Annotated in this window: 26 protein-coding genes and 1 pseudogene; 7 read left to right on the top strand and 20 right to left on the bottom strand. The window is 34.9% G+C overall.

The features are described 5' to 3' along the window. Window positions 1-57: 57 nt before the first annotated feature. From B5P42_RS02090 to B5P42_RS02070, 6 genes are all read right to left on the bottom strand, one after another. Complete coding sequence (locus B5P42_RS02090) at window positions 58-1599, bottom strand: serine hydrolase domain-containing protein (protein ID WP_113733549.1); 1542 nt, start codon at window positions 1597-1599, stop codon at window positions 58-60. A gap of 388 nt (window positions 1600-1987) precedes the next feature. Continuing rightward, the gene (locus tag B5P42_RS02085) at window positions 1988-3100 is read right to left on the bottom strand and encodes an aminopeptidase (protein ID WP_113733548.1); all 1113 of its coding nucleotides are present in this window, start codon (window positions 3098-3100) and stop codon (window positions 1988-1990) included. A gap of 18 nt (window positions 3101-3118) precedes the next feature. Continuing rightward, the gene (locus tag B5P42_RS02080; protein ID WP_113733547.1) at window positions 3119-3532 is read right to left on the bottom strand and encodes a DUF6892 domain-containing protein; all 414 of its coding nucleotides are present in this window, start codon (window positions 3530-3532) and stop codon (window positions 3119-3121) included. A gap of 41 nt (window positions 3533-3573) precedes the next feature. Then, window positions 3574-3702, bottom strand: coding sequence for a hypothetical protein (locus tag B5P42_RS32480; RefSeq protein WP_258397397.1), 129 nt, complete (start codon window positions 3700-3702; stop codon window positions 3574-3576). An 83-nt stretch (window positions 3703-3785) separates the two neighbouring features. Next, window positions 3786-4706, bottom strand: a complete 921-nt coding sequence (locus B5P42_RS02075; protein WP_113733546.1) for a class I SAM-dependent methyltransferase — start codon at window positions 4704-4706, stop codon at window positions 3786-3788. A gap of 188 nt (window positions 4707-4894) precedes the next feature. Further along, complete coding sequence (locus B5P42_RS02070) at window positions 4895-5368, bottom strand: DUF4188 domain-containing protein (protein ID WP_113733545.1); 474 nt, start codon at window positions 5366-5368, stop codon at window positions 4895-4897. Between the two features lie 405 nt (window positions 5369-5773). Here B5P42_RS02070 and B5P42_RS02065 point away from each other — a divergent pair. Both B5P42_RS02065 and B5P42_RS02060 read left to right on the top strand, forming a co-directional pair. Beyond that, window positions 5774-6355, top strand: a pseudogene (locus tag B5P42_RS02065) (ATP-binding protein). A gap of 120 nt (window positions 6356-6475) precedes the next feature. Beyond that, a complete protein-coding gene (locus B5P42_RS02060) occupies window positions 6476-7636 on the top strand; it encodes an LPXTG cell wall anchor domain-containing protein (RefSeq protein ID WP_181458773.1) in 1161 nt (386 codons plus the stop codon). 72 nt (window positions 7637-7708) lie between these two features. Here the strand turns inward: B5P42_RS02060 and B5P42_RS02055 are convergent, their stop codons facing one another. Continuing rightward, window positions 7709-8380: an ABC transporter ATP-binding protein gene (locus B5P42_RS02055; RefSeq protein ID WP_002084586.1), complete on the bottom strand. Its 672-nt coding sequence runs from the start codon at window positions 8378-8380 to the stop codon at window positions 7709-7711. Continuing rightward, complete coding sequence (locus tag B5P42_RS02050) at window positions 8380-9444, bottom strand: ABC transporter permease (RefSeq protein WP_000477761.1); 1065 nt, start codon at window positions 9442-9444, stop codon at window positions 8380-8382. The genes B5P42_RS02055 and B5P42_RS02050 overlap by 1 nt, the downstream gene beginning before the upstream one ends. Before the next feature lie 182 nt (window positions 9445-9626). On the opposite strand from B5P42_RS02050, the gene B5P42_RS02045 reads away from it, so the two are divergent. Next, on the top strand, window positions 9627-10253 hold the full coding sequence (locus tag B5P42_RS02045) for an ArsR/SmtB family transcription factor (RefSeq protein ID WP_113733542.1): 627 nt from the start codon (window positions 9627-9629) through the stop codon (window positions 10251-10253). Window positions 10254-10322: 69 nt separating this feature from the next. Continuing rightward, window positions 10323-11582, top strand: a complete 1260-nt coding sequence (locus B5P42_RS02040; protein ID WP_113733541.1) for an MFS transporter — start codon at window positions 10323-10325, stop codon at window positions 11580-11582. 117 nt (window positions 11583-11699) lie between these two features. Here the strand turns inward: B5P42_RS02040 and B5P42_RS02035 are convergent, their stop codons facing one another. The 4 genes from B5P42_RS02035 to B5P42_RS02020 all read right to left on the bottom strand — a co-directional run bounded on the left by B5P42_RS02035 (window position 11700) and on the right by B5P42_RS02020 (window position 15537). Then, entirely contained in the window at window positions 11700-12170 is a 471-nt protein-coding gene (locus tag B5P42_RS02035; protein WP_088030821.1) for a DinB family protein, read from the bottom strand. Window positions 12171-12406: 236 nt separating this feature from the next. Further along, window positions 12407-13783: a sensor histidine kinase gene (locus B5P42_RS02030; RefSeq protein WP_113733540.1), complete on the bottom strand. Its 1377-nt coding sequence runs from the start codon at window positions 13781-13783 to the stop codon at window positions 12407-12409. 1 nt (window position 13784) lies between these two features. Beyond that, window positions 13785-14462: a response regulator transcription factor gene (locus tag B5P42_RS02025; RefSeq protein WP_002013739.1), complete on the bottom strand. Its 678-nt coding sequence runs from the start codon at window positions 14460-14462 to the stop codon at window positions 13785-13787. 235 nt (window positions 14463-14697) lie between these two features. Then, window positions 14698-15537, bottom strand: a complete 840-nt coding sequence (locus B5P42_RS02020; protein ID WP_003190353.1) for a YitT family protein — start codon at window positions 15535-15537, stop codon at window positions 14698-14700. A 402-nt stretch (window positions 15538-15939) separates the two neighbouring features. Here B5P42_RS02020 and B5P42_RS02010 point away from each other — a divergent pair, with 402 nt between their 5' ends. Next, window positions 15940-17415 (top strand): RNA-guided endonuclease TnpB family protein, encoded by a 1476-nt coding sequence (locus B5P42_RS02010; RefSeq protein WP_258397401.1) that lies wholly within the window; start codon window positions 15940-15942, stop codon window positions 17413-17415. A 700-nt stretch (window positions 17416-18115) separates the two neighbouring features. On the opposite strand, the gene B5P42_RS02000 is transcribed toward B5P42_RS02010, so the two are convergent. Beyond that, window positions 18116-18385: a 2TM domain-containing protein gene (locus B5P42_RS02000; RefSeq protein ID WP_000438994.1), complete on the bottom strand. Its 270-nt coding sequence runs from the start codon at window positions 18383-18385 to the stop codon at window positions 18116-18118. A gap of 214 nt (window positions 18386-18599) precedes the next feature. Continuing rightward, window positions 18600-19241, bottom strand: a complete 642-nt coding sequence (locus B5P42_RS01995) for an ATP F0F1 synthase subunit alpha (RefSeq protein WP_113733537.1) — start codon at window positions 19239-19241, stop codon at window positions 18600-18602. 290 nt (window positions 19242-19531) lie between these two features. Between B5P42_RS01995 and B5P42_RS01990 the strand changes: the two genes are divergently transcribed. Both B5P42_RS01990 and B5P42_RS01985 read left to right on the top strand, forming a co-directional pair. Continuing rightward, window positions 19532-20563, top strand: coding sequence for a S66 family peptidase (locus B5P42_RS01990; protein WP_113733536.1), 1032 nt, complete (start codon window positions 19532-19534; stop codon window positions 20561-20563). Between the two features lie 76 nt (window positions 20564-20639). Continuing rightward, the gene (locus B5P42_RS01985) at window positions 20640-21035 is read left to right on the top strand and encodes a DUF3224 domain-containing protein (protein WP_113733535.1); all 396 of its coding nucleotides are present in this window, start codon (window positions 20640-20642) and stop codon (window positions 21033-21035) included. A 230-nt stretch (window positions 21036-21265) separates the two neighbouring features. Here the strand turns inward: B5P42_RS01985 and B5P42_RS01980 are convergent, their stop codons facing one another. The 6 genes from B5P42_RS01980 to B5P42_RS01955 all read right to left on the bottom strand — a co-directional run bounded on the left by B5P42_RS01980 (window position 21266) and on the right by B5P42_RS01955 (window position 26814). Beyond that, the gene (locus B5P42_RS01980) at window positions 21266-21643 is read right to left on the bottom strand and encodes a hotdog family protein (RefSeq protein WP_113733534.1); all 378 of its coding nucleotides are present in this window, start codon (window positions 21641-21643) and stop codon (window positions 21266-21268) included. Window positions 21644-21728: 85 nt separating this feature from the next. Then, window positions 21729-22976, bottom strand: a complete 1248-nt coding sequence (locus tag B5P42_RS01975) for a DUF1015 domain-containing protein (RefSeq protein ID WP_113733533.1) — start codon at window positions 22974-22976, stop codon at window positions 21729-21731. A gap of 13 nt (window positions 22977-22989) precedes the next feature. Next, window positions 22990-24162, bottom strand: coding sequence for a 3-phosphoglycerate dehydrogenase family protein (locus tag B5P42_RS01970; RefSeq protein ID WP_002128119.1), 1173 nt, complete (start codon window positions 24160-24162; stop codon window positions 22990-22992). 12 nt (window positions 24163-24174) lie between these two features. Beyond that, window positions 24175-25257: a 3-phosphoserine/phosphohydroxythreonine transaminase gene (serC, locus tag B5P42_RS01965; RefSeq protein ID WP_113733565.1), complete on the bottom strand. Its 1083-nt coding sequence runs from the start codon at window positions 25255-25257 to the stop codon at window positions 24175-24177. 209 nt (window positions 25258-25466) lie between these two features. After that, on the bottom strand, window positions 25467-25658 hold the full coding sequence (locus B5P42_RS01960; protein ID WP_002084566.1) for a DUF378 domain-containing protein: 192 nt from the start codon (window positions 25656-25658) through the stop codon (window positions 25467-25469). Between the two features lie 88 nt (window positions 25659-25746). Continuing rightward, window positions 25747-26814: a glycoside hydrolase family 113 gene (locus B5P42_RS01955; protein ID WP_113733532.1), complete on the bottom strand. Its 1068-nt coding sequence runs from the start codon at window positions 26812-26814 to the stop codon at window positions 25747-25749. Window positions 26815-26930: the final 116 nt, after the last annotated feature.

The raw sequence follows: 26930 nt of genomic DNA, 5'->3' as shown, positions 1-26930 counted from the left end.
TTTCATTGCACTCCACAATTCGAGATTCGCGCCAATCCAGCTTTCTAGCCTTTAACATTACATAAATGTAAATTTTGATGTTAAATCTTTTAGTTTCATACGTTGTTTTTTATTACTTCTAACTTTCGGGAAAAATCCACTAATTAATAATGTTATAATCCATGCCATTATTAGAATAAAATTTATTGTATTACCGGAATTCAAACTAAAAACTCTCCACAAATAGGCAGCACAAAAAACGAGAATAGCAGTAATAATAAGTAAAAATACCCTAACCACTAATCTTATGTAAGGTTTCTTCTCGTGCTTAAAAATGAAAGTTCTTCTCCCTTTGTACAATCTAATCACAAATAGCAGCAAATATAAACCAAGTGTGGCTCCAATAACAATTGATGTAATAGAGTTGTTTTTTCTCTGCTCAGCTAGAGAGAAGTAACTTTCAGGTAATTTTCCAGTTTCATATTCCATCCATGCGTGGTAAATATCCTGTCGTAAGTCTATACCACCTTCACCATTTGTAAGGATTACCAATCCATCCTTTGTATTAGGAATGAAACCATAAAAAGAATGCCAGCCTCGATTGTCACCAGAATGATAAAGTAATTTCCATTGATTAGATAGTTTTTTTTCAAATATACCTAAACCATTCTCCCCTAATACTGGCTTTTGCATTTCCATAACACGTTCACTTTTGATGACACCATTCCCTTTATTATTTGTATCCATACTTGCAAGTATCAATGTCATCATATCCGTAACATTTGTCTTGAGACCTGCAGCAGCCTGTTCGGTAAATTGGTAACTAGGGAGCTCCTCTCCAAAATATCCATAAGCTTTCGAAAGGTTATGATTTTCAGGGCGTTGTAAGAATGAACTAGATTTCATTCCTAAAGGTTTCATAATTTGTTCTTCCATATAACGATCAAAAGGTATTCCGGTAACCTCTTCAATTACAAGTTGTAAAATTGTATATCCGCCACCAGAGTAAATTGTTTCTGAACCTGGTTTATTGGTAACCTCCACTTGTTCATTAAGCCAACCTTTTCCAGACAGAGACTCCTCAATAGAATTAAGATTTTTCCCTGGTGCAACTCCAAGGTATCCTTTATGTGCAGACAGTCCTGCTGTATGGCTTAACAATCTTCTTATTGTGACTTCATTATTATTAAACTCTGAATTAGGTAATTTCCATTTAGTCAGATATTTTCCAACGGGATCATCTAGTGATAAACGACCTTCATCTACAAGATGCAAGATTCCCCACGCTGTAAGATTTTTAGATATGGAACCAGCTTGAAACAATGTATCATCACTCACCGCTTTTTTTGTCTTTTTATCTACATAACCGTAGTTTAGTGTATAAGCAATACGCCCCTCATGTACGATCCCTATTGCAACCCCTGGTACCTCATAATTCCCCTGCCATTTTGGTACCTGTTCATCCAGCTTTTTTTTGAAATCCTCTATACTCCTATCAGTCAACGTGCCCGATTCTGCCCTCACCACATTTGTAAACCATGCTTCATTCGTAATGAATATACAAATAATTAAACATAAAATACTTTTGCATATTATCGATGCTTTTTGTCTACTCTTCATTTGCCTCACCCTTTTTTTCAGAATATTCTACCCATCAATTAGAGTATCCCATTCTAATATCCCGTTCTATCGATTTTCATTACTTAACCTTACAAAATTGTAATAAAAATCAAAGTGCTACATACTTAAGAGGTTTACTGTTTTTTATCCGAGGACAATGAAATTCATCAACAAGATAGACATGAGGTTATATTTATGGTTTCAGTTAATGCCCCTAAAATACTAGTTTGGTTAATCAATTGGATATATTCCACACTACAAATATTTATTTTATAAAAAGAAGAACCCCACACATTTTGATTAAAATGTGCGGGGTTCTTTTGGCTTCCTTAAGTTTTTATGAAAAAGATTGATTATTTTATGTAGCCTACTTAAATAAACGTAGTTTTTATCTTTTCAAATTTTCTTCATTTAATCCGAACAACTCTTGTAAAATAAAACGTCCATCTTTTCTTATCAGTACATCATCAAACCAAATTTCACCACCACCATACTCTGGCCTTTGAATGTTTACTAAATCCCAGTGTATTGCTGATTTATTCCCGTTGTCTGCACCTTGTAGCAAATCTCCAATTGCTATATGATAACTACCATTTATTTTTTCATCAAATAACGTATTATTCATCGGGTGTAATATATATGGATTAAACGCCAATGCAAATTCTCCTATATATCTTGCTCCCTCATCCGTATCAAGAATGCGATTTATTCGTTCTGTATCATTTGCAAATGCCTCTACTATTTTCCCGTTCTTCATATGTAACTTTATATTTTGAAACGCATAACCTTGTTGAACGGATACTGTGTTAAATGTTATTACTCCATTTACTGAATCTTTGACAGGTGCTGTATACACTTCACCATCAGGTATATTATCCGTTCCATCTCCTTTTAAAACGCCAATTCCTTCAATTGAAAACTTCAAATCCGTACCTTCTCCAATAATCCTAACCTGCTTTGTCTTTTCCATTAATTCTTTTAACGGATTCATTGCTTTCGACATTTTATTGTAATCTAACGTACATACATCAAAATAAAATTTTTCATAAGCCTCCGTGCTCATATTCGCTTCTTGCGCGGACGCCGCATTCGGGATTCTTGTTGTCACCCATCTTGTTTTATACACTGCTTCACTATGAGCTTTTCCAAATATCTTTTGATATAATTTCATTTTTTCTGCTGGTACATCTGCTAATTCATATGCATTTCTAGGGCTACGGAGATTAATATACACTTGCATTTTACTTAATCGATAACACTCCCAATCTGCAAATAACTTAAATTGTTCTTCAGACCCTGACAAAATCAATTGCCTCGTAACAGAAACATCGCGCATTGATACATGCGCATATCCCCCTGCTTTTTCCACCGACTTAATAATTTCGCGAACTACCATAGGGTCTATTTCAGTAACACTTTGAATCAACACTTGATCACCAGGCCGCACTTTAGTTGAATGATTGACTAGTACATCCGCTAATTTCGATAGTTCTCGATTCATTAGACTCTTCATCCCTCATTAATCCTCAATTTCAATTCCAGCTTCCTTAAATGGTACTAATACTTTTGGATAACACATTGAAATATATTCCACAGTTTTTAAATTTTTTAGATTCTGAAATCCTTCAACAGATACTACATCAAATAAACTGTCTTCGCCATCCCAATCTGGCTTTAAGATATGATAAATTTCATTCCCCCCATCAAAGCAAAGGGATTCAATCTTTTCCAAATCACTTATTTCCAAAGGTAACTCTTCTAAAAAATCTCTGATTTCAATAATTTGTCCAGCTCCTGAATACCATTCAAAATTATTCGTATACTTATCTATTAAGTCTTTTAATTCTTTTAGAAATAGTGGCTCTTTATCTAATAAAGCTTCAATTACCACTAATTTAAAATTAAAATCCTGAAACATCTCACTCTTTCCCATTTTAACTTCCTCCAATATTACCCCTGTCCTAGGCTTTTAATCTAACCTGCACTCAAAAAGTTAGTCATCTGTAAAATATCCAATCCAACGGTTAATCCCTCTTCAGCTGAGGTGAAATCTCCAAAAGTATAATTGTATTTACCGTATGTAAATAGCAGAATACATATCATTATACTTCCCCTCACTAAATCTCATTTCCTTGTTTTTCACAAAAAAATAGACACAGAGATTCCTCCCCATGCCTACTAATTCCCTATTTCTTCACCGCATGCACATAATGCACCGTCTCAAAAGCTTCTAAATAATCGTTTCGCCCTTCAAAATATAATGTATGAATATCCTTTGGTGATAAGTGCTCATAAATGAGTAAGCCCGCCTTTTCTAACAGTACTTCCATTTCGGTATAAGAAAAACACGATTTCATCGGTTCTCCGCCTACCGTAGCCATTTTCACCATATTTTCCACTCGATTGGAAAGTCCCTTTTCTGTAAATAAGTTTTCATCAGGATAATCGAAAACGATAGAACTCCCTACCGGAACTATTTCAAATAAACATTCTATTAAACTGGAAAGTTCCTCTTTCGTTAAATAGTACGTAACACCTAATAGGCTAAAGAAAGTCTTTTTATTCTCAAATCCTTCATTTACTAATTTTTGCTTCGAGAAATCTTTAGTAAAATCCATCGAAACAAAATGAAGATTGCTTGGAATTTCATACTCTACTTCTTTCACTCTTTGTATTTTAAACGCTTGCGTAGAAGGATGATCCACTTCAAATATTTCTATTTTATTCTCTAATTCTCGATGTCTAAAACTAAATGTGTCTAAGCCTGCACCGAGTATGACGTATTGTTTTGCGCCTAATGTAATTTCATGTAGTAATACTCTTTCACAATATGCCGCGCGTGCCAAAGGTGTTGGTGATAATTGAACTTGTGTAATCCATTTTAATATTTCTTGTGGATTATCATGAAACTGCTGTGCAATGTCTGTATTGAAAAAATGTATCCCTTGAACCATATTCGTTTCAATATCATTACGTTCCTTTTGTGAAATGAAATCTTTAGCTACATAATCATCAAAGATTTTAGGACAATCAAATTCACTATGATACGCCCTTCCAAAAGCTGATACTAGCGACGTTACACTTGCTTCACCTTTTTTCACGCACATACACTCCTTCATTTTAACAACAAAAATAGGGTTCCCCTGGCCAGGAGAACCCTATTATACACTTTATTTTTATATTGGTAAATTATAGCATAAATAAGTTTTTTTGTCAAATTTTCAGCCTGCTAACACTCCGACACTTTGTATATTCTCTGGCAGGAAAATTGAAACTACATACACAATTTTCTGCATTATTTATCCATTCTTTTTTGAGCAGTATTAGTATCTTGAGATACTGATATATGTTCGGTAGCTCTAGATAAACCTATTTTTGGCATATTAACATAGATTGCTTCAGAAGCACCTTTTTCTATTTGATACGTTTCGTGAAAAACACCGACACTTCCATTATCTTTAATCTTATTATTGTATGATTTCCAAACATTTGAATGATTTTTCCCGTGAGCATAGTTTACTAATTCATCGAATCCCTTCCAGTATTGAATTAAAACCACCTTTCTCCAACTAAAGAAGAATTCTGTATGTAAGAAACCCCATTGTGGGTTTTGATACAATTCTTTAATCATAGGTCCCATAGCATTAAAAACTGGTATCCACTTCCAAAATTTTAATAGGTTATTAATACGCATACCAATAATAAAAACAACAAATTCTTGATCCTTACTATTGGCTATATGCCTGCCGTTAAAAATTTTATCCCCCACTTTACTCCCCCTTTTTTACTGAACATAAATCATGTGTAGCTCCCAAATTAACCATAACACTTTTCCATTAATTTTCCAATCGCTTCAACATAGATTATGAAAGGCTGTATTTAATAATAAAGGGTATTTGTTTCCTACCTTTTTATTATTAAATCTCCTTTTCACCAGGAACATTTTCATAATATATTTCAATAACGGTAGCATTGCCGCCCCCTTTCTAAACAGAATATTTTTAGTTCATTTCAGTTAGGACAACATCACACTACTTCAATTTCACAACAAAAATAAGCTTTTTTATAAAGTTTTCAACTTACTAACACTCCGACACCTTGTATATTCTCTGGCAGGAAAATTGTCGATTCACATCGAATGTTCCAAATTATAACAATACATGTGGAGGTCAATATGAAACGATTAGTCATTCTTACAGTAGGAAAAACCCACAGTGGAAAAACAACATTCGCTAAAGCACTAGAAAAAGAATAACCCAACTCTTTCGTTATGGATCAAGATAACCAAGCCGAATTTATTAACACGCATTATGAAAAATTACAGCCAACTAAGGGCCCTAATACATTTAAGCATGGCCTTTCAAAATTCATTGTCGATTATGCAAAAGAACATACAAATTTACACCTTATAATTTGTAACTCAAATAGAAGCAGAAACGGCCGGATGTATTTGCTAAATGAATTGTTTCAGAAAAAGGAATATGTACGCATACTCGTTCATTTTGACATTCCAGATGATGTACTTTATGAAAGAGTGACTCGTAGCAAGCGAAGCACAAATATATTTAGGGGTAACTATTCTAGTTTCAAAGAGGTACTAAATCGCCAACAGGCCGAATCACTGCATGAAGATGTGGTAGATCCTGTAGAAAACGAGGCTGATTATTTGTTTGTAATTCGTAATAGCAAAGATGTAAACTCTACTATAGAAGAAATTTTTCAACTAGCTAAAGATTTCTCCCCTACCCAAAAATAAGAGACTATAAAAATTACATAATCATAGATTATTATGCAAATACTTCCTCTAGGCGCCGAACATGGTATATAATAATAAGATAATCTACTTCTATATGCTCAATTTTACACAAAACAGCTCATGTATATGAAAGAAAAGAGGTACAAAAATATGAAAACAAAACAAACAATTGCTGCGTCTACACTAGCTCTAGCGATGATTGCTGGCGCAAACTCTACTCATGCGGAAGTAACTGATGCTACTCCCCAGCAAAGTACGGGAGATCGATTAGCTGAAATTAAGCAACATAAACAAGAGTTAGATGCGAAATTGCAGCAGCACAAAGAAAATGTGGATCAAACATTAAATGAACTTAACCAAGTTAAGGAAAATGTTGATACAAAGGTGAATGAACTACATGAACGTAAACAAGTTGCAGATGAAAAAATTGGCGAGATTAAACAACATAAACAAGAGTTAGATGCAAAACTTCAGCAAAACAAACAAATCGCCGAAGATAAAATCGCTGAAATTAAAGAGCATAAAAAACAAGTAGAAGATAAAGTTGCTGAAATTAAAGAGCATAAGCAAACTGTTGATGAAAAGGTTAATGAGATTAAAGAACATAAACAAACTGTTGATGAAAAAGTGAATGAAATTAAGCAGCATAAAGAAAATATCGATGCAAAGGTTAATGAGCTTAAGGAAGTAAAAAAACAGGTAGATGACAAATTAGCTGAGTTAAAGAAAGCGAAACAAACTGCTGAGGACAAACTTGCTGAAATTAAAGAAAATAAACCGAATACAGGTAACACATTAGAAGAACTTAAGAAAATTAAAGGCAATTTAGATAGTCTTTCATCTAACTTAGAACTAGCTAAACAAGATGTGAAAAACAAATTAGCTGAGTTACAAGAAGCTAGACAAGATTTACTAAATAAAATAAACGAAATAAAACAAGCGAAACAAACTGTTTCAGACGATTTAACAAAGAAAAAACAAGACTTAGACATTAAAATAAACGATTTTAAACATACTGAGAAAAAAATTGATGACAAATTAGCTGAGTTACATACAACAAAGCAAAATGTAGATAACACAATTAATGAAGTATCACAACCTAAACAAACGACAGTGAATAATAACACTACAACTACTACTGTTCCAGCGAACAACAATGCTAGAGAACTTCCTAATGCTGGTAGTGAACAATCAAATAATATGACTTTAGGTATGTTATCTGTATTAGGCGGCATTTTATTAATAACACGAAATAAAATTAAAACGTTATTCTCAAAATAAAGCCATTATATCTATTTTAAAATAATCATACAAAGGCCAACTGCACATATATGTACGGTTGGCCTTTTTTCTTTATATTAACTGCCCATCTCTAAGCGTCAATATACGATCACATACATCAAGCATTCTTTCATCATGTGTAATCATAATTGCTGCTTTTTGACTTTCTTTCACTTCACGTTTCATCATTTCCACGACTTCACGTGCGCGTTTTGAGTCTAAGCTTGCAGTTGGCTCATCCGCTAATATTAAATCTGGGTTGTTCATGAAAGCACGAGTGATTGCTACCCTTTGTTTTTCCCCACCCGATAGTTGATTTGGATAATGAGTTTTTCTTTCAGATAATCCAAATGCTGCTAGCAAGTGATCCGCACGCTTTTCAGATTCTTGTTTGTTTTCTTTTTTAAGCTTTGCAATGTAAAGCAATTGTTCTTTTACATTTAAATATGGAACAAGATTTGCGAACTGGAAAATGAAGCCGATTTTTTTCAAGCGAATGTCTGTCATTTCCTTTTCTGATAACTTCGTAATATTTTGCTCACGAATGTAAATATCCCCTTTTGACGGTGATAGTAAAGCACCTGCGATTGATAATAACGTACTTTTCCCTGATCCAGAAGGACCGACGATTCCGATAAATTCTCCAGCTTTCACATCAAGCGACATCGGATGAAGGGCTGTTACTTCTGTATTCCCTTCTCCGTACACTTTACTTACTTTGTCTAATTTTAATAATGAAGTCATTACATCCCGCCTCCAATTGCTTCTAATGCATCAACTTTTAATACTTGATATAACGAAATAAGTGTTCCTAAAATACTAATGACGATAAAGATTGCTGCATATTGTGCAATCATTGGTGTTGTTAATAAGAACGGCATACCCGCTGGTAAAATTTGTTCTAATCCTTGTACAAGAACTATACTGATTACCATCGCAACGACTGATAAGAATAACGCCTGCACGACTAAGCTATTTGCTAAATAAGAATTTTTCGTACCGATTGCTTTTAGTACACCTAATTGCTGTGTTTTTTGCAACGTAATTACGTAGAAGAATACACCGATTAGTAACGCAGCGATAACAAGTAAGAACGCAATGATCATCGTTAATGTTCCTTGCTCTTCTTTAAATCCTGGAATACTTTGTAATACTTCTTTTTTGTCGATAACATGTGCATTTTTAATTTCTTTATCTGTGTTAAGCGCAATTGCACTATAATCTTTTTGATTTGGTTGTGAGATAGCGCCCCATACATCTTCATTTACATAAACGACTGGTGTATGGCTAAACATTTGATCTTTCGTAAATCCAACGATTGTAAATTCTTTCTTTGAAACAGGGTCGATAATTGTATCCCCAATATCAATTCCTTTTTCTTTAATTGATTCGTCAGCAACCATTTCGTTATTTGCTGTACCTAATTTCTCACCTTTTACAATTTTCGGTTCTAAAAATGAATCACGTTCACTTGAGAAAATAGCAACATCCACTTTTTTCGAACTATCTTTCTTTTCATACGTTGAAACTTTCACACGAAACGGAACGGCCTCTTTCTCGCCTACTTGATTTACTACGTTATCTACATCATCTTTCTTAATTTGTGAACGAAGTAATTTATTTTCCGCATCATCTGCTAAAACGAACTTATTTGCCTCCATATTTTGAATCGATGAAGCATTATCATATGATAGTCCATTTGCTAATCCTGAAATGACAAGGACTAAAAATGATAATAACACCATAATCAATCCGATTAATCCGTATCTTAATTTTGATTGTTTTAATTCACGCAGAGCTAAAAACATTTCGCTCGCTCCTTCCTCTTTCTTTCTATGCACTTATCATAAAAAAGAAATATGAACGGAATATGAACAGAAGATTACAGAGGAGAAGATTTAATTTTCAGAAAGTATTGAAAACAATCAGAATCCTTGATACAATTCAGTCAAATAATCTTGACCGAGTAATTTTATTTGAGGAGTTGATCATGTTGAAGCCCATGTTAACACTAACTACTTATAGCCAACTAAAAGCAATAAGCGATCCACTACGTGTCGAAATGATGATGCGTCTATGCGAACGTCCTTATACAGGACAATTACTATCTGAGAAATTCAGCATTCCAAGAGCGAAAATTCATTATCATTTAAAAGAATTAGAAAAGAATGGTTTTATAGAAATTGTTTATACAGAAGAAAAGAATGGCATCATTCAAAAGTTTTATCAATCTGTCGCTAGAGGCTTCACCCCTGCCGCAGATCTATTACCTCATTTAGAAATATTAAGCGAATCAAGTCGCCAAATCTTTTTACAAATGACAGAAAGAACGAAAAGTCATATTCTCGCTGCACCAGAAGAAGCTTTTACATTACGGAAAGTAAGCGAAGACCCAGCTGAGTGGAATTACGTTTCATCTTGCTGGGAGTTTGATGCTACTCCAGAACAATTTCAAGTGTGGGTGAAAAAGTTTCATGAATTAATGGCTGAATTAAATGAGATCGCAAAAGACGCGGATAAAGATCCAAATAGTAAATCTTACTACATTTCTACTACTGCACTACAAATCGACGAGCGAGCAATGCAGCGATTTGTTAAAAAAGAAGAAAAATCGTAATACGATTTTTTTTACCGAGACGGTCAAATTTATTTTACCGAATAAATTTATTATAAAGGAGTAGATTAAATGGACTTATTAAAAAACCGAAATTTCCTCTTATTATTTTTAGGGAGAATTTTCACAAACATAGGAGATAGTTTGTATTATGTAGCAGCGATGTGGCTCGTATATGAGCTGAGTGGTAATCCTTTTTATTCTGGATTGGCTGGTTTCCTTACATTATTACCTTCTACATTACAATTTCTTACCGGTCCATTCGTTGATAGATGGTCAATCAAAAACACCCTCGTCATTACACAAATTTTGCAATGCATTCTTATTTTAATCATTCCCATTACACACTACTTCGACCTACTAACAGTCCAACTACTACTCATCATCATGCCCATCGTAGCCTTTATCGAACAATTTGCCTATCCCGCACAATCGAAAGCTTTACCACTTCTACTGAATAAAACACAATTATTAAAAGGAAATTCACTCTTCTCATTTGCATATCAAGGCATTGATTTAATTTGTACGACTCTTTCTGGAATATTAGTAGCATTACTTGGCGCAATCACTTTATATGTAATCGACTCTTTCACATTCGCGATTACTGCGCTTTTATTTATTTCATTAAAAATGCCTAAACAAACCGAAGCCAGTACGTCACTTTCAACTAAGCAGTATTTCTCTGAATTAAAAGAAGGCTTTTCAATCGTCTTCCGTTCTTTAATGGGCGTTTTCTTAATCGGTTCAGTTGTCGCTAATTTTTCTATCGGTATGACGATGGCAATACTGCCTTCTTTCGCTGATTCTTTAGGAGGCGTGAAATCATATGGCTTCTTCTTAGCTGCTATATCAGCAGGTAGTCTCATCGGTGCATTATTCAGTTCATGGGTCGGCAAACGTAATGTTGGCCGTGTCTCCATTATTAGCTTTGCGGCTGGTGCTTTCTTTTGGTTTCTCTCTACGGTTGTACCGTTTCAATGGCTGTCTATTTTTTTATTCGGCCTAGCTTGGATACCAATTGGTGCCACCAACATATTATTTGCGACAATTAGTCAAATTGTAATTCCAAATCAATATCTTGGACGCATCAATTCAGTCATGCGAAGTATGGGCACAATTGCTATGCCGTTTGGTTCTTTAATTGGTGGATACACCGCAAATGTATATAGTAGCCAACTCATTTTCGCGCTCGCTAGCATCGGGATTTTATTCATTTCTCTCGTATGGCTACTTCATCCGAAATTACGGGCTTTGCCGAAAGCTGATGAAATTACAGCGGATACTTTTGAAGTTCGGTTTAAAGTAGAGCGCGGGAAAGGTGCGACTTTATAGCAGGAACAAATTTAACCCCGTTCTAAATTTGGGACGGGGTTATAATTATAGTTATTTAATTTTGAATGTAAAATACCTCACTAAAAATATAACAATAGCACCAACTAAAACGTTCAGTTAACGCTTTGATGGCCATGCCGCCTGCATTTTCCTTAATTGAATAATTTGACCTGTATGATAAGCATCATGAAGCATGATATCTAGTAATTTCCCCTCAAGTGAACTTTGCTCAAGTTCTTTTTCGGAAATTGCACTCAATGCCTGTCTTAAATTACGTTGGGCATTTTCACAACGTACAACGACTTTATTCCATTCCTTATCATCATTAGATTGATTGGTAAGATAAAAGGTTTCATCACCGTCGAGATTATGTATCCATTCACGGTCTTCCAAGTTTGCAGCAAGTCTCTCTTTGTAATAAATGAGATGATTAACGTTCTCCCAAATGGTTTTAGTTGCCTCTCCATATGGTTTCCAGATAGCCTGTTCGGCTGTAAGTCCTTCTATAGCATGTTTAAACGGTGCATACCAACTCTCTTTATCGAATGTGGAATCTAGTCCGTTTAAAAACAAGTCAATTCGTTTCAAAGTAATCGCCTCCCTAAATAGTTAAAGTTTCAATAAAATCCTTATAACTCTGTAGAGATTCTATATTTTCAAATAAACTTCCTGCTAATCTTATTCCACAAACTGACCCAATTGTGAAATAGAATGACTCGCATTTTTTAAACAACTTTTTATCACTTTACACGTAAGTGATAATATATTGACCAATTGACAAAAATAAGAAGAGGCTGTTCCAAAAACAGCCTCTTCCTTTCCATCTATTTAGGAAGCTCAACTCGAACAGTAGTCCCTTCCCCTTTCGTGCTATAAACTGAAACGGTTCCTTGATGCAGTTCAACAATTTTCTGCACGATAGATAATCCTAAGCCGCTTCCTTCTACGTTTCTTGCTCTTGCTGTGTCTACTTTGTAAAAACGATCAAATATACGATCCATTTCTTCTTGTTCCATACCAATTCCGTTGTCTGATATAGAAATAACAATACTGGATTCTAATTCTTCTACAACAAATTCAACGGTTCCGCCATCGTTTGAAAACTTAATGCTATTCGTAAATATATTACTCCATACTTGATGTAGTAGGTTTTCATCACCTTCTATAAATATGTCCGGCACATCAAATTCAACGGCGATATCTTTTTCACGCCATTTCCATTCGAGCATAAAAATGACGTCTTTAATTTGCTTCTGTAGATTGAATTCTTTTATTTGCAACACTTTCTCTTCTTTATCTAAAGAAGCTAGCGTAAGTAACTGTTTACATAAACTAGACATTCGCTTACTTTCGCCCTCAATAATTTTCAAGTAACGTTTTCTTTCCTCTTCACTCATATTCTCCGATTGTAATGTTTTCGAAAAACCTTGTATCGAAGAAAGTGGAGATTGGAATTCATGAGAAACGTTAGAAACGAACTCTTGTCTCATTTGGTCTAATTCTTTAATGCTCTTTGTCATCTTTTGAAAATTAGTCGCTAGTGTACCAATTTCATCTTTTCGATTTTCATCTAATTCGATATCATATTCACCACTTGCAATCTTTTGAGTCGCTTTCGTAAATGTTCGAATAGGACGAACAATATACCCTGCTGCAATCGCTATAAAAATGATACTTAATACAACGATGAAACCAAGTAATACCGCTAGAAAAATTCTCATCTCGCCGAATTGTTGCTGAATGTCAGGGCGAATGAATAAAGCGTACTGTTTATCATCGTGTTTTAGCGGTACACCGACACTATTAATTAATTCATTATCGAAAAATCCTGTAATAAACAAGCGGGTTGGATATGTGGAAACGCCATTAAACGTTTCACCTTGCAATACTTTATGAACGGTATCATCACTAATTGTTATCTTACGAAACGCATTCCCAATACGCTTTCCATGATTTTCGTCATCTACAATATAAATTTCATACCCTAACTTCGCAATAGACTGTAAGTATGCCTCTTTATTCTCTTCACTTTGCTTTTCATATAATGATTTTACTTCTTTAGCATACATTAAAATCTTTTCACTATTGTACGGTTTTAACTTCACTTGATAATATACGTTCGTTAATAAAAAACCGATAATACTACTAAGAAGCATAATACCGACTGTCATAAAAACAAATCTAGAATATAGTGATTTCATTTTATTTCAACTCCAACTTATAACCGAGTCCGCGTACTGTCGTAATTTGAAAATCATCTGTTCGTTTTGAAAAACGATCTCTCAGTCGCTTCACATGAACGTCAACTGTTCGTTCATCTCCTTCAAAATCCATTCCCCATACTAATTCAATTAATTCTTCTCTTGAAAAGGTTCTTCCAGGATAACTAGCAAGTTGTGATAATAATTCAAATTCCTTTAATGGAAGCAAAATCGTCTGACCGTTACACTTCACTTCAAACCCTTTTCGGTCAATTATCGTTCCGTGTAATGTAATAATATCAGCACTAAGCATTTGATAACGGCGCAATAGAGCTTTCATACGGAAAATTACTTCAGCTGGTTCAAATGGTTTTACAATATAATCGTCCGTACCAGAAATGAATCCTTTTTCTTTATCGACTAGCTGATCTTTTGCAGTTAATAAAATAACAGGTATATCATGATACTTCCGGATTTCTTCGCATAACGTATAGCCATCAACAAACGGCATCATAATGTCTACTATCGCAAGATGAATATTTTCTTTCTCTAAAACGCCTTGCGCTACCTTTCCATCTTCCGCTTCAAAAACTTTAAAGCCCTCTTTTTGTAAATGGTAATGCAATAACTCTCTAATATGTTTATCATCATCAGCTAATAAAATATGTATCATCTTCATTAAACCCTCTCTTGTTCATCCTTCTACATTCTTACATTAAGAAACAATTGTACTTTTTGCAAGAAAAAGAAAAACAAACTGCTATTAGTTTTTTTGAATAAGAGCTGATACATAATACACTACAAGCCAACATTTTAAGATAAATAAAAAGAATCTATTTTGAAAAAAATTATTCAAAATAGATTCTTTCGTTTTAGTATTAAGATTATTTTAATAAAAACAATTTCTACTCTTACTAAGCTTTAGAAATATCAACAAATCCTTCTCCGAACACATCACGAACATCGTGTATAGCGATGAACGCAGCCGGATCCGTAGTTTGAACAATCCGTTTTAGCTTCACTACTTCTTGCTTATTAATAACAATATAAAGAATTTCCTTCGGAGTTTTCGTGTAATAGCCATGACCTGAGTACACAGTAACCCCTCTGCCCATTAAGGTAGTTACCTTCCCGGCAATTTCATTCGGGTTATCAGAAATAATCGTAATAGCCTTTTTCGGATTTAAACCTTCAATTACAAACTCCATCACTTTCGTTGCTACATATAGCATAATAATTGTTATCATCAGTTTTTCTGCACCAATGATGAAATAAGATGAAAACGCAACAATTAAATCGAAGAACAGTAAACCATAGCTAATGCTCCATCCTAAATATTTATGCGTCATCCTTGCTAAGATGGTAGTACCTGCTGTTGTTCCGCCAACACGAATGATTAGACCAATCCCGCATCCTATAAATATTCCTCCGAAAATGGCATTTACGAGCATTTCATCTGAAGTAATAGTCCAGCCTTCTGTCAAATGAAGGAATAGCGAGTTCGTAACTACAGCGATAATCGTATAAATTGTTGTAATCTTATTTAAAAATTTATAACCAGCTATTAACAAAATCGCATTTAAAATTAAGTTAACTAAGCCTGGGGACCATTCAAATAAATAGTACGTAATAATCGTGATACCTGTTACCCCACCCTCACCAAACTCGTTCGGGATAACAAACAAATTGACACCTAACGCAAAAAGAAATGCACCAATAATAATAAAAATAATGTCTGTCGTTCTTTTTTTCATAAAGTACCTCACTTCTTATGTAAATATTTATTCTGTCATAAACTCTCACCATTATATCGTGGAATATTCAAATCGAACAGTGGTTTATTTTTATTTTAATATAGGATGATAAATCAACTTTATTCTATATCCACATGTAATTTAAAAAGGGTAACAACTTTATTTATCCTTTTCGGCAAGAAGACTCCATCTGAATTGTGTTAGGGGTGAAACCCAACAATTCAGGTGGGGATGAATTGCCGTCAGAAGGTGGACTGAACTCTTTTGTTTCGTTCATAACAATTTTTGGTTACGAACATTCGTTTTTTGTTTTACGATATAATCTGCCCTTAGATAAGGAGGGAATATATCGTAAGACAACGAAATTGGATAATAATCATTCGGTCACTTGAGCCAAAAGGAATTACTGTAGAAGAATGGAATTACGATGAAGAACATGTTCATATTTTGTTCCGTTTCGTTCCAAATATTGATTTGTCAAAAATAATTTTAATGAACTCTCTAAGAAAGGTGGTGAAAACGATGGTTAAAAAGAAAGCAGTGAAAGTATTACGTAAACAAAAGAAAAGAGAAAACATGCAACGATTCACGCAGAAACAGAATATCGGACGAGCTTGCCTTACGGCTAAAGAATTCCGCTTACTGCAACGCATGTCACATAGTTCAAAAGCGTTGCGAAATGTTGGATTGTACACGATTAAACAAAGTTATTTGAACCATAATAAAATGGCTACTGTAAAAGAAGTGGACACTGCCATGCAAACCGATAGGAACTACTGGGGCATTCAATCCAACTCTGTTCAAGCGATTCGTAGAGCCTTATTTACAGAAGTGAAGAGCTTTTTTAAAGCATTGGAACAGTGGAAGAAAAAACCTGACACCTTCACAGGTCGTCCAAAGTTTCCGAATTATTCTCGTTCAACTGACAAACGAATTATTGAAATCTATCAAGTTCCAAAAGTGGATGATAACGGGTATTGGATCATTCCGATGAACGTTGCATTCAGAAAAAAATTCGGTTCCATAAAAATACGTATGCCTAAAAATTTAATAAATAAACAAATCTCCTACATTGAAATTGTACCGAAGCAAAAAGGTCGGTTCTTTGAGGTGCATTACACATATGAAATGCACCTTTCTCAAATGAAGAAACAATCCACGACTACTAGTAACGCTTTGAGTTGCGATTTAGGGGTAGACAGATTATTAAGTTGCGTAACAAATACAGGTGATGCATTTTTAATTGATGGAAAAAAACTAAAATCCATTAACCAGTACTTCAACAAAATGATAGGTAATCTGAAGCAAAAAAATGTGGAAAACGGACTTTCAAAACGTGTTGTAACGAACAAAATGGCCGCACTTTGGCATAAACGAGAACGACAAATAAATGGTTACATTTCACAAACTGTAGGCTTGTTGTTTAAAAAAGTGAAAGCATGCAACATAGATACAGTTGTCGTAGGGTATAACGCTGGTTGGAAACAAAAATCTGATATGGGAAAAAGGAATAATCAAACATTTGTTCAAATCCCATTTCATAAACTGCTTGCAGCAATTGAGAATAAATGTGTAAAAGAAGGCATCCGATTTTTAAAACAAGAAGAAAGCTATACTTCAAAAGCTAGTTTTCTTGATAAAGATAGGGTTCCTGTTTGGTCTAAGGACGATAGGACGCATTATCGCTTTAGTGGCAAACGAATCACTCGTGGTCTGTATCGAAGTAAAACAGGAACATGTATCCATGCTGATATCAATGGTGCATTGAATACATTGCAAAAATCAAGAGTTGTAGAATTGGATGACAATCTCAAAGTGAAAACGCCGATTCTATTAGAAGTGCAAAAACGTAAGGCTGTTGCTTCGCGCATAGCTTAGTGGGTGCGTCAACCATCCATGTGTACTCGACTTGTCGGGGCTTGTAGCACACGCCGGAGTCATCTGAGTGGTGGCTTCTTCCATAAGGAAGAACTGCTCTTTTTCGAAAGGGTGGTGCAAGTGGGAAAACAATAGTTCGTTGCCAGTACCAACCAAAAACATACTTGGGGTGTTACCATAAGGTGGCATGAGTGCTAGAGCGTCAAACTGTCTAGCGATAGATGAAAAGACCTAGTGTTCTAACTCAAGCCCCCACTGAAACGCTTCATCTCAGTGGGGGTAGTTGACTATGTACTACAAATAAAGTTTTGATTTCACATGCAATTGACGCTTAAAAATGAATATGAATACTCACTCGCACAAACTTCGAATACAAAGCAAATAGGCGAAGCTATAGAATAAACTTCGCATCAAGCATGTGATCACAGAGATTTATATGTCATTTTATCCCCGCTTATACCTCGGCATTGATTACTATTTCAATTTGTAGATTTCTATTACTATCATCACTAATTCCAACTGATATCCTCCTAAGTGGATTCTACCTTCCGTCTCCCCACACTTATTAATTTAGCTTCGAAAGAAAGTTTCATCAAAATGGATTCTTCTCCAGCAAATTTAAGTTTAGTTTTTATAAACATGCTATGTTCTAAAAGATACTTGCTATTGTATTTTATATTCATACATTGCAGAAAAAGATTTACTTATCTTTCTCCATATATTCTTTAATCTTTCGTTCTTCCCACTCTTTTCCGAATATCCCAAATGGAAAAGTTGTCAAACCGTGTATAACGATACCGATCCCCCAACCTCCCAGTGGATATAAAAACCATAATTTACTTGAATCAGAGCTTATATTTATAAAAAAAAGCATCAAATTAACTAGTATATAGACCGTTAAATGAATGTAAAACGCTTTTAAATTCTCCACCCTTTTTTTAGCTCGTAAATAATTCTCATCTCGCTCCACCCTTAAACACCTCTTTCAATATTGTATTTTTTAAACTCGCTCCGATTTAAACATCATATTCTAATCGAAAATCCCTTATTCTCAAAAAACACAAAATAAAAAATACCCATCAAATTGTCATACACATGATAATTTGATGGGTACTGCATGATACATTTAGTTTTTACATTTATTGTTTGGAGTAAATTGCAAATAACGACTTATACTCGCCTTATTAAGACCAGATCCATACATCCTCATTATTTTCAACGTTGCTCTTTGCTTCATGAACTTTTTCGATATGATCTGTTGTGTTGTAGTTAATAGAAATTCCGCCCCAGCCTACATACTTCATATCAATTTTTACTTTCTCACCCGTATTAAATACTTGTCCTTTAGTTAAGTACACTTCAATAATAGCTTTCTTCCCATTTACTGATGGATACTGCACTACAACATATTTAGTAGAACCGTTCCCCTCATCTTCCATCGTTCCTATTTTTGATACTTCCCCAATTATATAATCAGGAGAACCGTCTTCTTTCATGTGCATACCTAATTTATTTGACGTATTTTCAACTGTATTTGCAATCATATATTCCGTAAAATTACGCATCATAGATCCAGTAGCTTTTACTTCATCCCCTACTTTCACATTTGAAAATGAATCAATATACACACTAACAGGTTCCTCATATTGCTTAGATTTTACAACAATTACACCGTTATCCACTTCTACTACTCGCCCTTCTAACGTCGAGAAATTTGATTCAATAGAAGCGGCACTCGCTTTTGATAGTTCTAATCCTGGTAAATTCGTTCCTGATAATGCTGCGATCCCTAAAGCACCTGCTAAAATTAATTTTTTCATACCCATATGTAACCTCTCCATTCATGATGATTATATTTTTTGATTGGATACGACCAACCTGTAACTATTATAGTTACAGGTTATAGAAAATAGCAACCATCTTTCTTATGCAATGTTGCATACTGTGATTTTCAAATATAAATCGATTATTCCTATATTCAACACGAGTGCTAAATTCTTGAATACCAGCAGGTAAACGGATTGATAACGAAGAAATTAATGTGATGCATCATATTTTTTCAATGCTACAGTTTGTATAATCGTAGTCCATTACATTATGTAGGAGCGGAGTTAAAATGTTAATAAAACCAAAGAGATTACAGGCAGGAGATATTGTGGCAACAGTAAGCCCTTCATGGGGAGGCGCAGGCGATTCTGAGATAAGATGGCGTTATGAACAAGGAGTAAAGAGATTAGAAGAAGTTTTCGGTCTTACGGTTGTCCCAATGCCAAATAGTTTAAAAGGTAGCGAATTCATTTATAACAATCCAGAGGCTCGTGCGGAAGATTTAATGACAGCTTTTAAAGATACGCGTGTGAAAGCAATTATTGCGAATATTGGCGGTGAAGATAGCATTCGCTTACTTCCCTATATAGATTTTAATGTAATACGTGAAAATCCGAAAATTTTTATGGGATACTCTGACGTTACCATTTCACACTTGTTTTGTCATAAAGCAGGAATTTCCTCTTTTTACGGTCCAGCAATTTTAACTGATTTTGCCGAAAATATAGAGATGGATCCATATACAGTTGAAATGGTAAATCGGACTCTCTTTTCAAATGAGACAATTGGCGAGATTCAACCAGCTCATGAATGGACAAGTGAGCGTTTAGAATGGATAGAGGTAAATAAAGATACAAGGCGTACGATGCAACAAAACAATGGCTATGAACTACTCCAAGGCTCTACTACCGTACAAGGACGCTTAATTGGTGGTTGTATAGAAGTATTGGAATTTGCAAAAGGAACGGAACTTTGGCCTGAGAAAAAACATTGGGAGAATAGTATCCTTTTCTTTGAAACCTCTGAAGATCATCCAGAACCAAGTTATATAAAGTATTGGTTACGAAATTATGCAGCGCAAGGCATTCTACAAAAAGCAAAAGGCATCATTTTTGGTAAACCAAAAGACGAAATGTATTATGAAGAATATAAACACGAAATACTGCAAGTTATGAAAGAACATAATTTAGAAGATTTGCCGATTCTTTATAATTTAAATTTTGGCCATACCGAACCAAAGTTTATTTTACCTTACGGTGCGATGGCAGAAATTAATTGTGAAAATGTATCCTTTTCTATTTTAGAGAGTGGCGTGGAATAAATAAAAACACTCCTATGAGATATGACTGTGAATTGATACTTTTTAAAAGTATATAATTGGAGGGGGATTTACGTTTATGGAAGTAACATTTACAGTAAGTAAATGGGATGAAAAACTAATCGATGATACTAGAAAAGATTTACCTATTAATATTGCCCATGTTGAATATGATATTGATGGTGAATTAAAAGGAAAAGCTTTTGTTGAATACTTATTATATTATTTAGACTCAAATATAAATGATGGTCACTTGGCTACTGCTAAAATTTCTGGATTTTTACACTTTGAAGGAATTTATAAGGGGCAACAAGGGACATTTACAGCTATAGAGCAAGGAATATTTGATAAAGGAAATCTAGATTCCCCAGGAACAATTATTAAAGCTACCGGTAACTTAGAAAGTCTGAGAGGATCCTATCATTATCAGTTTACAGGTCAAACTAGTAAACTAATTTTAGAGTTTGAATTTTAGCTAAATACCCTATAATATAGTGGAAAGGACATTTCTTGTACTACTAGGAATGTCCTTTTTGTTGACGAGCTTATTCAACTATTCTTCTATTAGTTAAGAAAAGAACAGAGTATATTACATAACGTTTTATTATCAGTATTCAGCAATGCATAAAACTTTCGTTATGGTGGAATTAAAAATCTAAGCCCGAGTGACATGGCCCCCCACCTATTCATTACTTTTTCTACTAACTAAAGAATAATCCCCGAAAAACTTCCCTTCAACACTTCCTTTTCCAGTTGATTCCTACATATAAACATCGCAATAATTTTTGTGCGATGTTTTTCATCGGGTTCAAATTGTTCAATAGTTACGTCACAACGAATTGTATCACCGCTAAAAACAGGACGTAAAAATTCAAAATCCATCTTGCGAGCTAGTACGTTATAGTCACCGCCAATTTTTGTAGGCAGCGTTGATGTTAACAGCCCTTGTACAACAAATCTCCCCTGCTCATCTGGTGTAACATGATGAACACCTTCATCTTTAGATACTTCTGTAAATAAAACAACATCTTCTTTTGTAAACGTTCGTTCAAAGGTGATTTTTTCGCCTACTTGCAATTTCATCGATACCCCTCCTCAAAAACACTTTTAACATAAGAAAAACCGAAACTATAATCATTTCGGTTTTTCAATCTAAAGAAGTCTATATTTATTTTAACGAATGAACAAACAACCCACTGCGCAGTTTTGGTTCAAACCACGTTGATTTTGGTGGCATAATTTCTCCAGCGTCTGCGATTGATAATAAAGCTTCCATTGATGTCGGATATAATGAAAACGCTGCTTTATATTCACCGCTATTTACAAGGCGTTCTAGTTCTTCTAATCCGCGGATTCCTCCGACAAAATCAATGCGTGAATCAGATCGTGGATCATGTATTTCAAGTACTTGGCTTAATAAATGATCTTGCAGAATAGATACATCTAAACCTTTAACGAGATCATTCGCATCAAACGTTTCCTCTTTCACAGTGAGCTTATACCACTTCTCGTTTACATACATGCCAAATGATTTTGGTTCATTTGGTTTATACGGAGAACCATTTGCTTCTTCTACATAAAAGTACTGCGTAATTTGCTTTAAAAACTGCTCGACTGATAAACCATTTAAATCTTTCACAACCCGGTTATAGTCCCAAATTGATAATTCATCATGAGGGAATAAAACAGATAGGAAGAAATTGAATTCCTCTTCTCCTGTGTAATTCGGATATTGCTCTCTTCGCATTAGTCCTACTTTTGCAGCTGATGCAGAGCGGTGATGTCCATCTGCAATGTAAAGACTAGGAATATCTTCAAATGCGTTTACTAAATTTGCAATTACTTCTTCATCAGCTATTTTCCACGCAACATGCTCCACACCATCTTCTGCTGTAAATGTAAAGATTGGCGCATGTTCTTCTTTCCAGCTTGCAATGATACGTTTCACATCTTCTTTCGTACGATACGTTAAAAAGATAGGCCCCGTATTTGCATCACACACATCTACGTGGCGAATACGATCAAGTTCTTTTTCATGACGCGTTCTTTCATGTTTTTTAATTGTATCATCTTCATACTCGTCAATCGATGTACAAACGACAAGGCCTGACTGCGTTCTTCCTTGCATCGTCAGTTCATAAATGTAAAGCGCTGGCTCCTCATCTTGAACGAACACTTCTTCTTGTATAAATTGCTTTAAATTTTCACCCGCTTTTTCATATACGCGATCATCGTACGGTGAAAGTGCCGGGTCTAAATCAATTTCTGCTTTATCAACGTGTAAGAAAGAATATGGATTCCCTTTTACAACTTCTCTTGCCTCTTCACTATTTAATACGTCATACGGTAAAGCTGCTACTTGTGCTGCTTTTCCTTCTACTGGACGAATAGCACGAAACGGTCGGATTTTTGCCAAGTTTCTCTCTCCTTTACACAATCATTCGAACAGCTACAACACCTGTGATTTTGCTTATATTTTCCACAATATTCTCTTTTATTATATCATCAATTCCGTTATCAATATCAATCATTGTGTACGCCCAAGAATGTTTACTACGATTAATCATATCCGCAATATTAATATGATGTTCTGCTAAGCATCCTGTAATTTGTCCTACCATGTTCGGAACGTTTTGATGCATAATTGTAATTCGTTTTTTTCCAATGTACGGAAGTTCTACGTTTGGATAGTTTACTGAATTACGAATATTACCTGTCTCTAAATATTCACGTAATTGACGTGCAGCCATTACTGCACAATTTTCTTCAGATTCAGACGTAGATGCACCAAGATGAGGCGTTGCTGTTACATTTTTCATCTTTATCACATTTTCATTCGGGAAATCTGTTACGTAATGTGTAATAATATCTTCTTCTAACGCTTTTTGAAGAGCTGTTTCATCTACAAGTTCTCCTCTAGAGAAATTGAATAGACGCATTCCTTTTTTCATCGTCTCTATAGCGTGTTCACCAATAATCCCCTTCGTTTGGTTCGTAAGAGGAATATGAAGTGTAATATAATCACACGTTGCAAAGATTTCATCTAAGCTAAATGCTCTTTGTACTTGCGTAGAAAGACGCCATGCTGTTTCAACTGATATATACGGGTCGTAGCCAACAACGTCCATCCCTAAAGATAACGCATCGTTCGCAACTAAAGCACCGATTGCGCCAAGACCGATAACCCCTAAACGTTTCCCTGCAATTTCTGATCCAACGAATTGCTTCTTCCCTGCTTCAACAAGCTGTGGTACTTCTTCTCCATCCAACTCTTTCGTCCAGCTCACTCCATTTATAATATTACGGGAAGACATAATAAGGCTTGCGATAATAAGTTCCTTCACTGCATTCGCATTAGCCCCTGGCGTATTAAATACTACAATCCCTTTTTCCGTACAACGCTCAACAGGAATATTATTTACACCGGCACCAGCTCTTGCAATCGCCTTTAAATCTTCTGAAAACTCTTCTTGATGTAAAGAATAGCTGCGAAGTAAAATACCATCTGGATGACCTACTTTGTCTCCAATTTCATAGCGATTCCCATCAAAAATTTGCAAACCCTTTTCGGCAATTTGATTTAACGTCTGAACACGAAACATATCCCCATCTCCCTATCTATTTTCAAGCTCAAATTCCTTCATATAGTCTACTAATTCTTGTACACCTTGGGTTGGCATCGCATTGTAAACACTAGCGCGCATACCGCCGACTGAACGATGTCCCTTTAGCGTAACGAAACCGCGCTCTTTCGATTTTTGTAAAAACTGATTGTTAAGCTCTTCTGACGGTGTTGTAAACGGAATATTCATAAGTGACCGATACGTGGGATCAACTGGTGAAGTAAACAATTTAGATTCATCTAAAAAATTGTAAAGAAGTGAAGATTTCATTCTATTTTGTTCTTCAATCGCAGATACCCCGCCTTGTTCTTTCAACCACTCTAGTACAAGTTTTGCTACATAAATACTAAAGGATGGCGGTGTATTATATAGGGAGTTATTTTCACTGTAAGTTTCATAGTTTAACATCGTAGGACAATCACTATTTGCACTGCCAATTAAATCTCTTTTTATAATTACAATCGTTAAACCCGCTGGCCCTAAATTCTTTTGCGCACCCGCATATATGAGACCAAACTTCGTAACATCATATTGTTCTGATAAAATATTTGAGGACATATCCGCAACGAGCGGCACTCTTTCTAAATGTGGAATATCCACATATTTTGTCCCCTCAATTGTATTGTTCGTTGTAATATGTACATAATCTAGTTCTTCATCATTTGGTAAATCATCCATTTTAGGAATCGTAGTAAACTTCTCTTTTTCAGAAGAAGCAATCACTTGTACTTCTCCTATTTTTCCGGCTTCTTGCAGCGCCTTTTTAGACCATGAACCTGTCAGTACGTACCCGGCTTTTTTATACGTACTCATTAAATTTAACGGTATCATAGAAAATTGTAATGACGCACCGCCCTGTAAAAATAAAACTTCATACTCATCAGGAATGTTCATTAATTCACGAAGTAAGCTACTTGCTTCATCAATAATACTTTGGAAATAAGAAGATCTATGGCTCATTTCCATAACAGACATGCCTGTCCCGTTATAATTTACAAGCTCCTTTTGCACTTTCTCTAAAACTGGCAAAGGGAGTATAGATGGTCCTGCTGAAAAATTATACACTCTCTCCATCACCCAGATAACCTCCCTATTTCTCATTTTTATTATTTTTTAAACTTTCTGAATTATAACCTATATACAATACATGGTCAATTTGTTTTCCGTTATTACGGTGCAAGACGCAATGGAATCGCTTGCATGTGCACCCTATTTTTTATAAACATACAAAAAAGTGTTAAGTACATAATCGTACTTAACACTCTAGTAATTAAGTATAATAGCTACTTACTCGTAAAGAACCGATCGAAAATTTGATAAATAGCTGAAAGACCAAAGAGCCAATAAATAGTATCCACAAGCGCCGGCATAGAACCAAACCATTTCTCAACTACATTATAATCTAACGCCACAAACAACCAATTCAAACCGCCAAGAATCACCAAAATTACTGTAAGGTATGACAAAAATTTCATTATGATTGCCCCCTAGGTGATAAGATGGTGAAAGGCCTTTCACTAAAATATATGTAATGGATTCTAAAACTTACCTATTTTATAAAATTTATTTTCGATACCAGCCATTAATAACTGTCTCTGCTTCTTTACTATGTATTTGATATGAATGATTACTATCATTAGATCCGATAAACCAAATTGAAAACCCTTTAAAATATGGCTTCGGTTCTAATACATCTCGGTAAGCACGCCACCCGTTAAGTTGTACATCTTTTGAAAACGTATTCGTAACATCTGGGTTCCACGGGCTTTGTAATCCAAGTTCGCGTGCTGGAACGTTAAATCCACCAAAATAAACTGGCTTTCCTGTTGTTTTATGTAATGTCTCAAGTTGCTGAACGACATTTTGGCCACGATTGTATACTGTCGTCGCAAATAAGCTTTGTTTTACTTCTTCGTATGATGGATTTCTTTTTCCTGAAACTTCAAACCAACTATCAATACTTACAATGTCCACCTTTTTTAAATACGGGCGATTTATTTTCTCTTCAAATTTCGCCTCAAAGGAAGGATCCCAACTTGCAGTTAACCACCAGTTCATTTGATACAAAACATTTCCTTTATACTGCTGGCGAACAAAATTAATCGTATCATTCCAATATCCTTCTGCATATTCCATATTAACGAAATTAGAAGCGATTTTCAGCCCATAAACATTGTACTTACTTGTAATGGAATTAAAAATATCTTGTAAAACAACCGTTTTCCAATTCCAGAAGAAATCGTTAATATTACTAGGGTTCCACTCTGTTTCTCCAATATTTCCTTGCTGAATAAACGGAAACGGCTCCAATATAACTTGTATATTACGCTTTAATAATTCTTGAATTAAAATAATAGCTTGTTTCTTTTGCGCCTGATTAATTACCATATTAGCCGAATTCACATCCGAAATATCTACTTGAATAGGTACATTCACCGTATTTAAATTCAAGCGCTCTACATCTGCTAACACTTTCGCTACATTGCCTACTTCCCATACCGTTACGTTTCCTGATTTTATTTTTCCAGATTGAACAGTATTTACATCCGCCTGTATATTTCCCTGGAAACAAAAAGAAAACAACATGATACACACTCCTAAAATACTTACTAAACTCTTACTTTTCTTCACAAGTTTCCCCCTATATTTTTTGGCATTCTTGATTATTTTATACAACATTACACATATATTCCATAAGAAAAATAATTCAAAAAAAGAGCGGTTCTCCCGCTCCTTTACAAACCATT

Source organism: Bacillus sp. SRB_331 (genome assembly GCF_003264175.1).
Lineage (GTDB): Bacteria > Bacillota > Bacilli > Bacillales > Bacillaceae_G > Bacillus_A > Bacillus_A mycoides.
The sequence above is the reverse complement of the archived record's forward strand: the minus strand, read 5'-3'. Positions and strand labels throughout refer to the sequence as shown.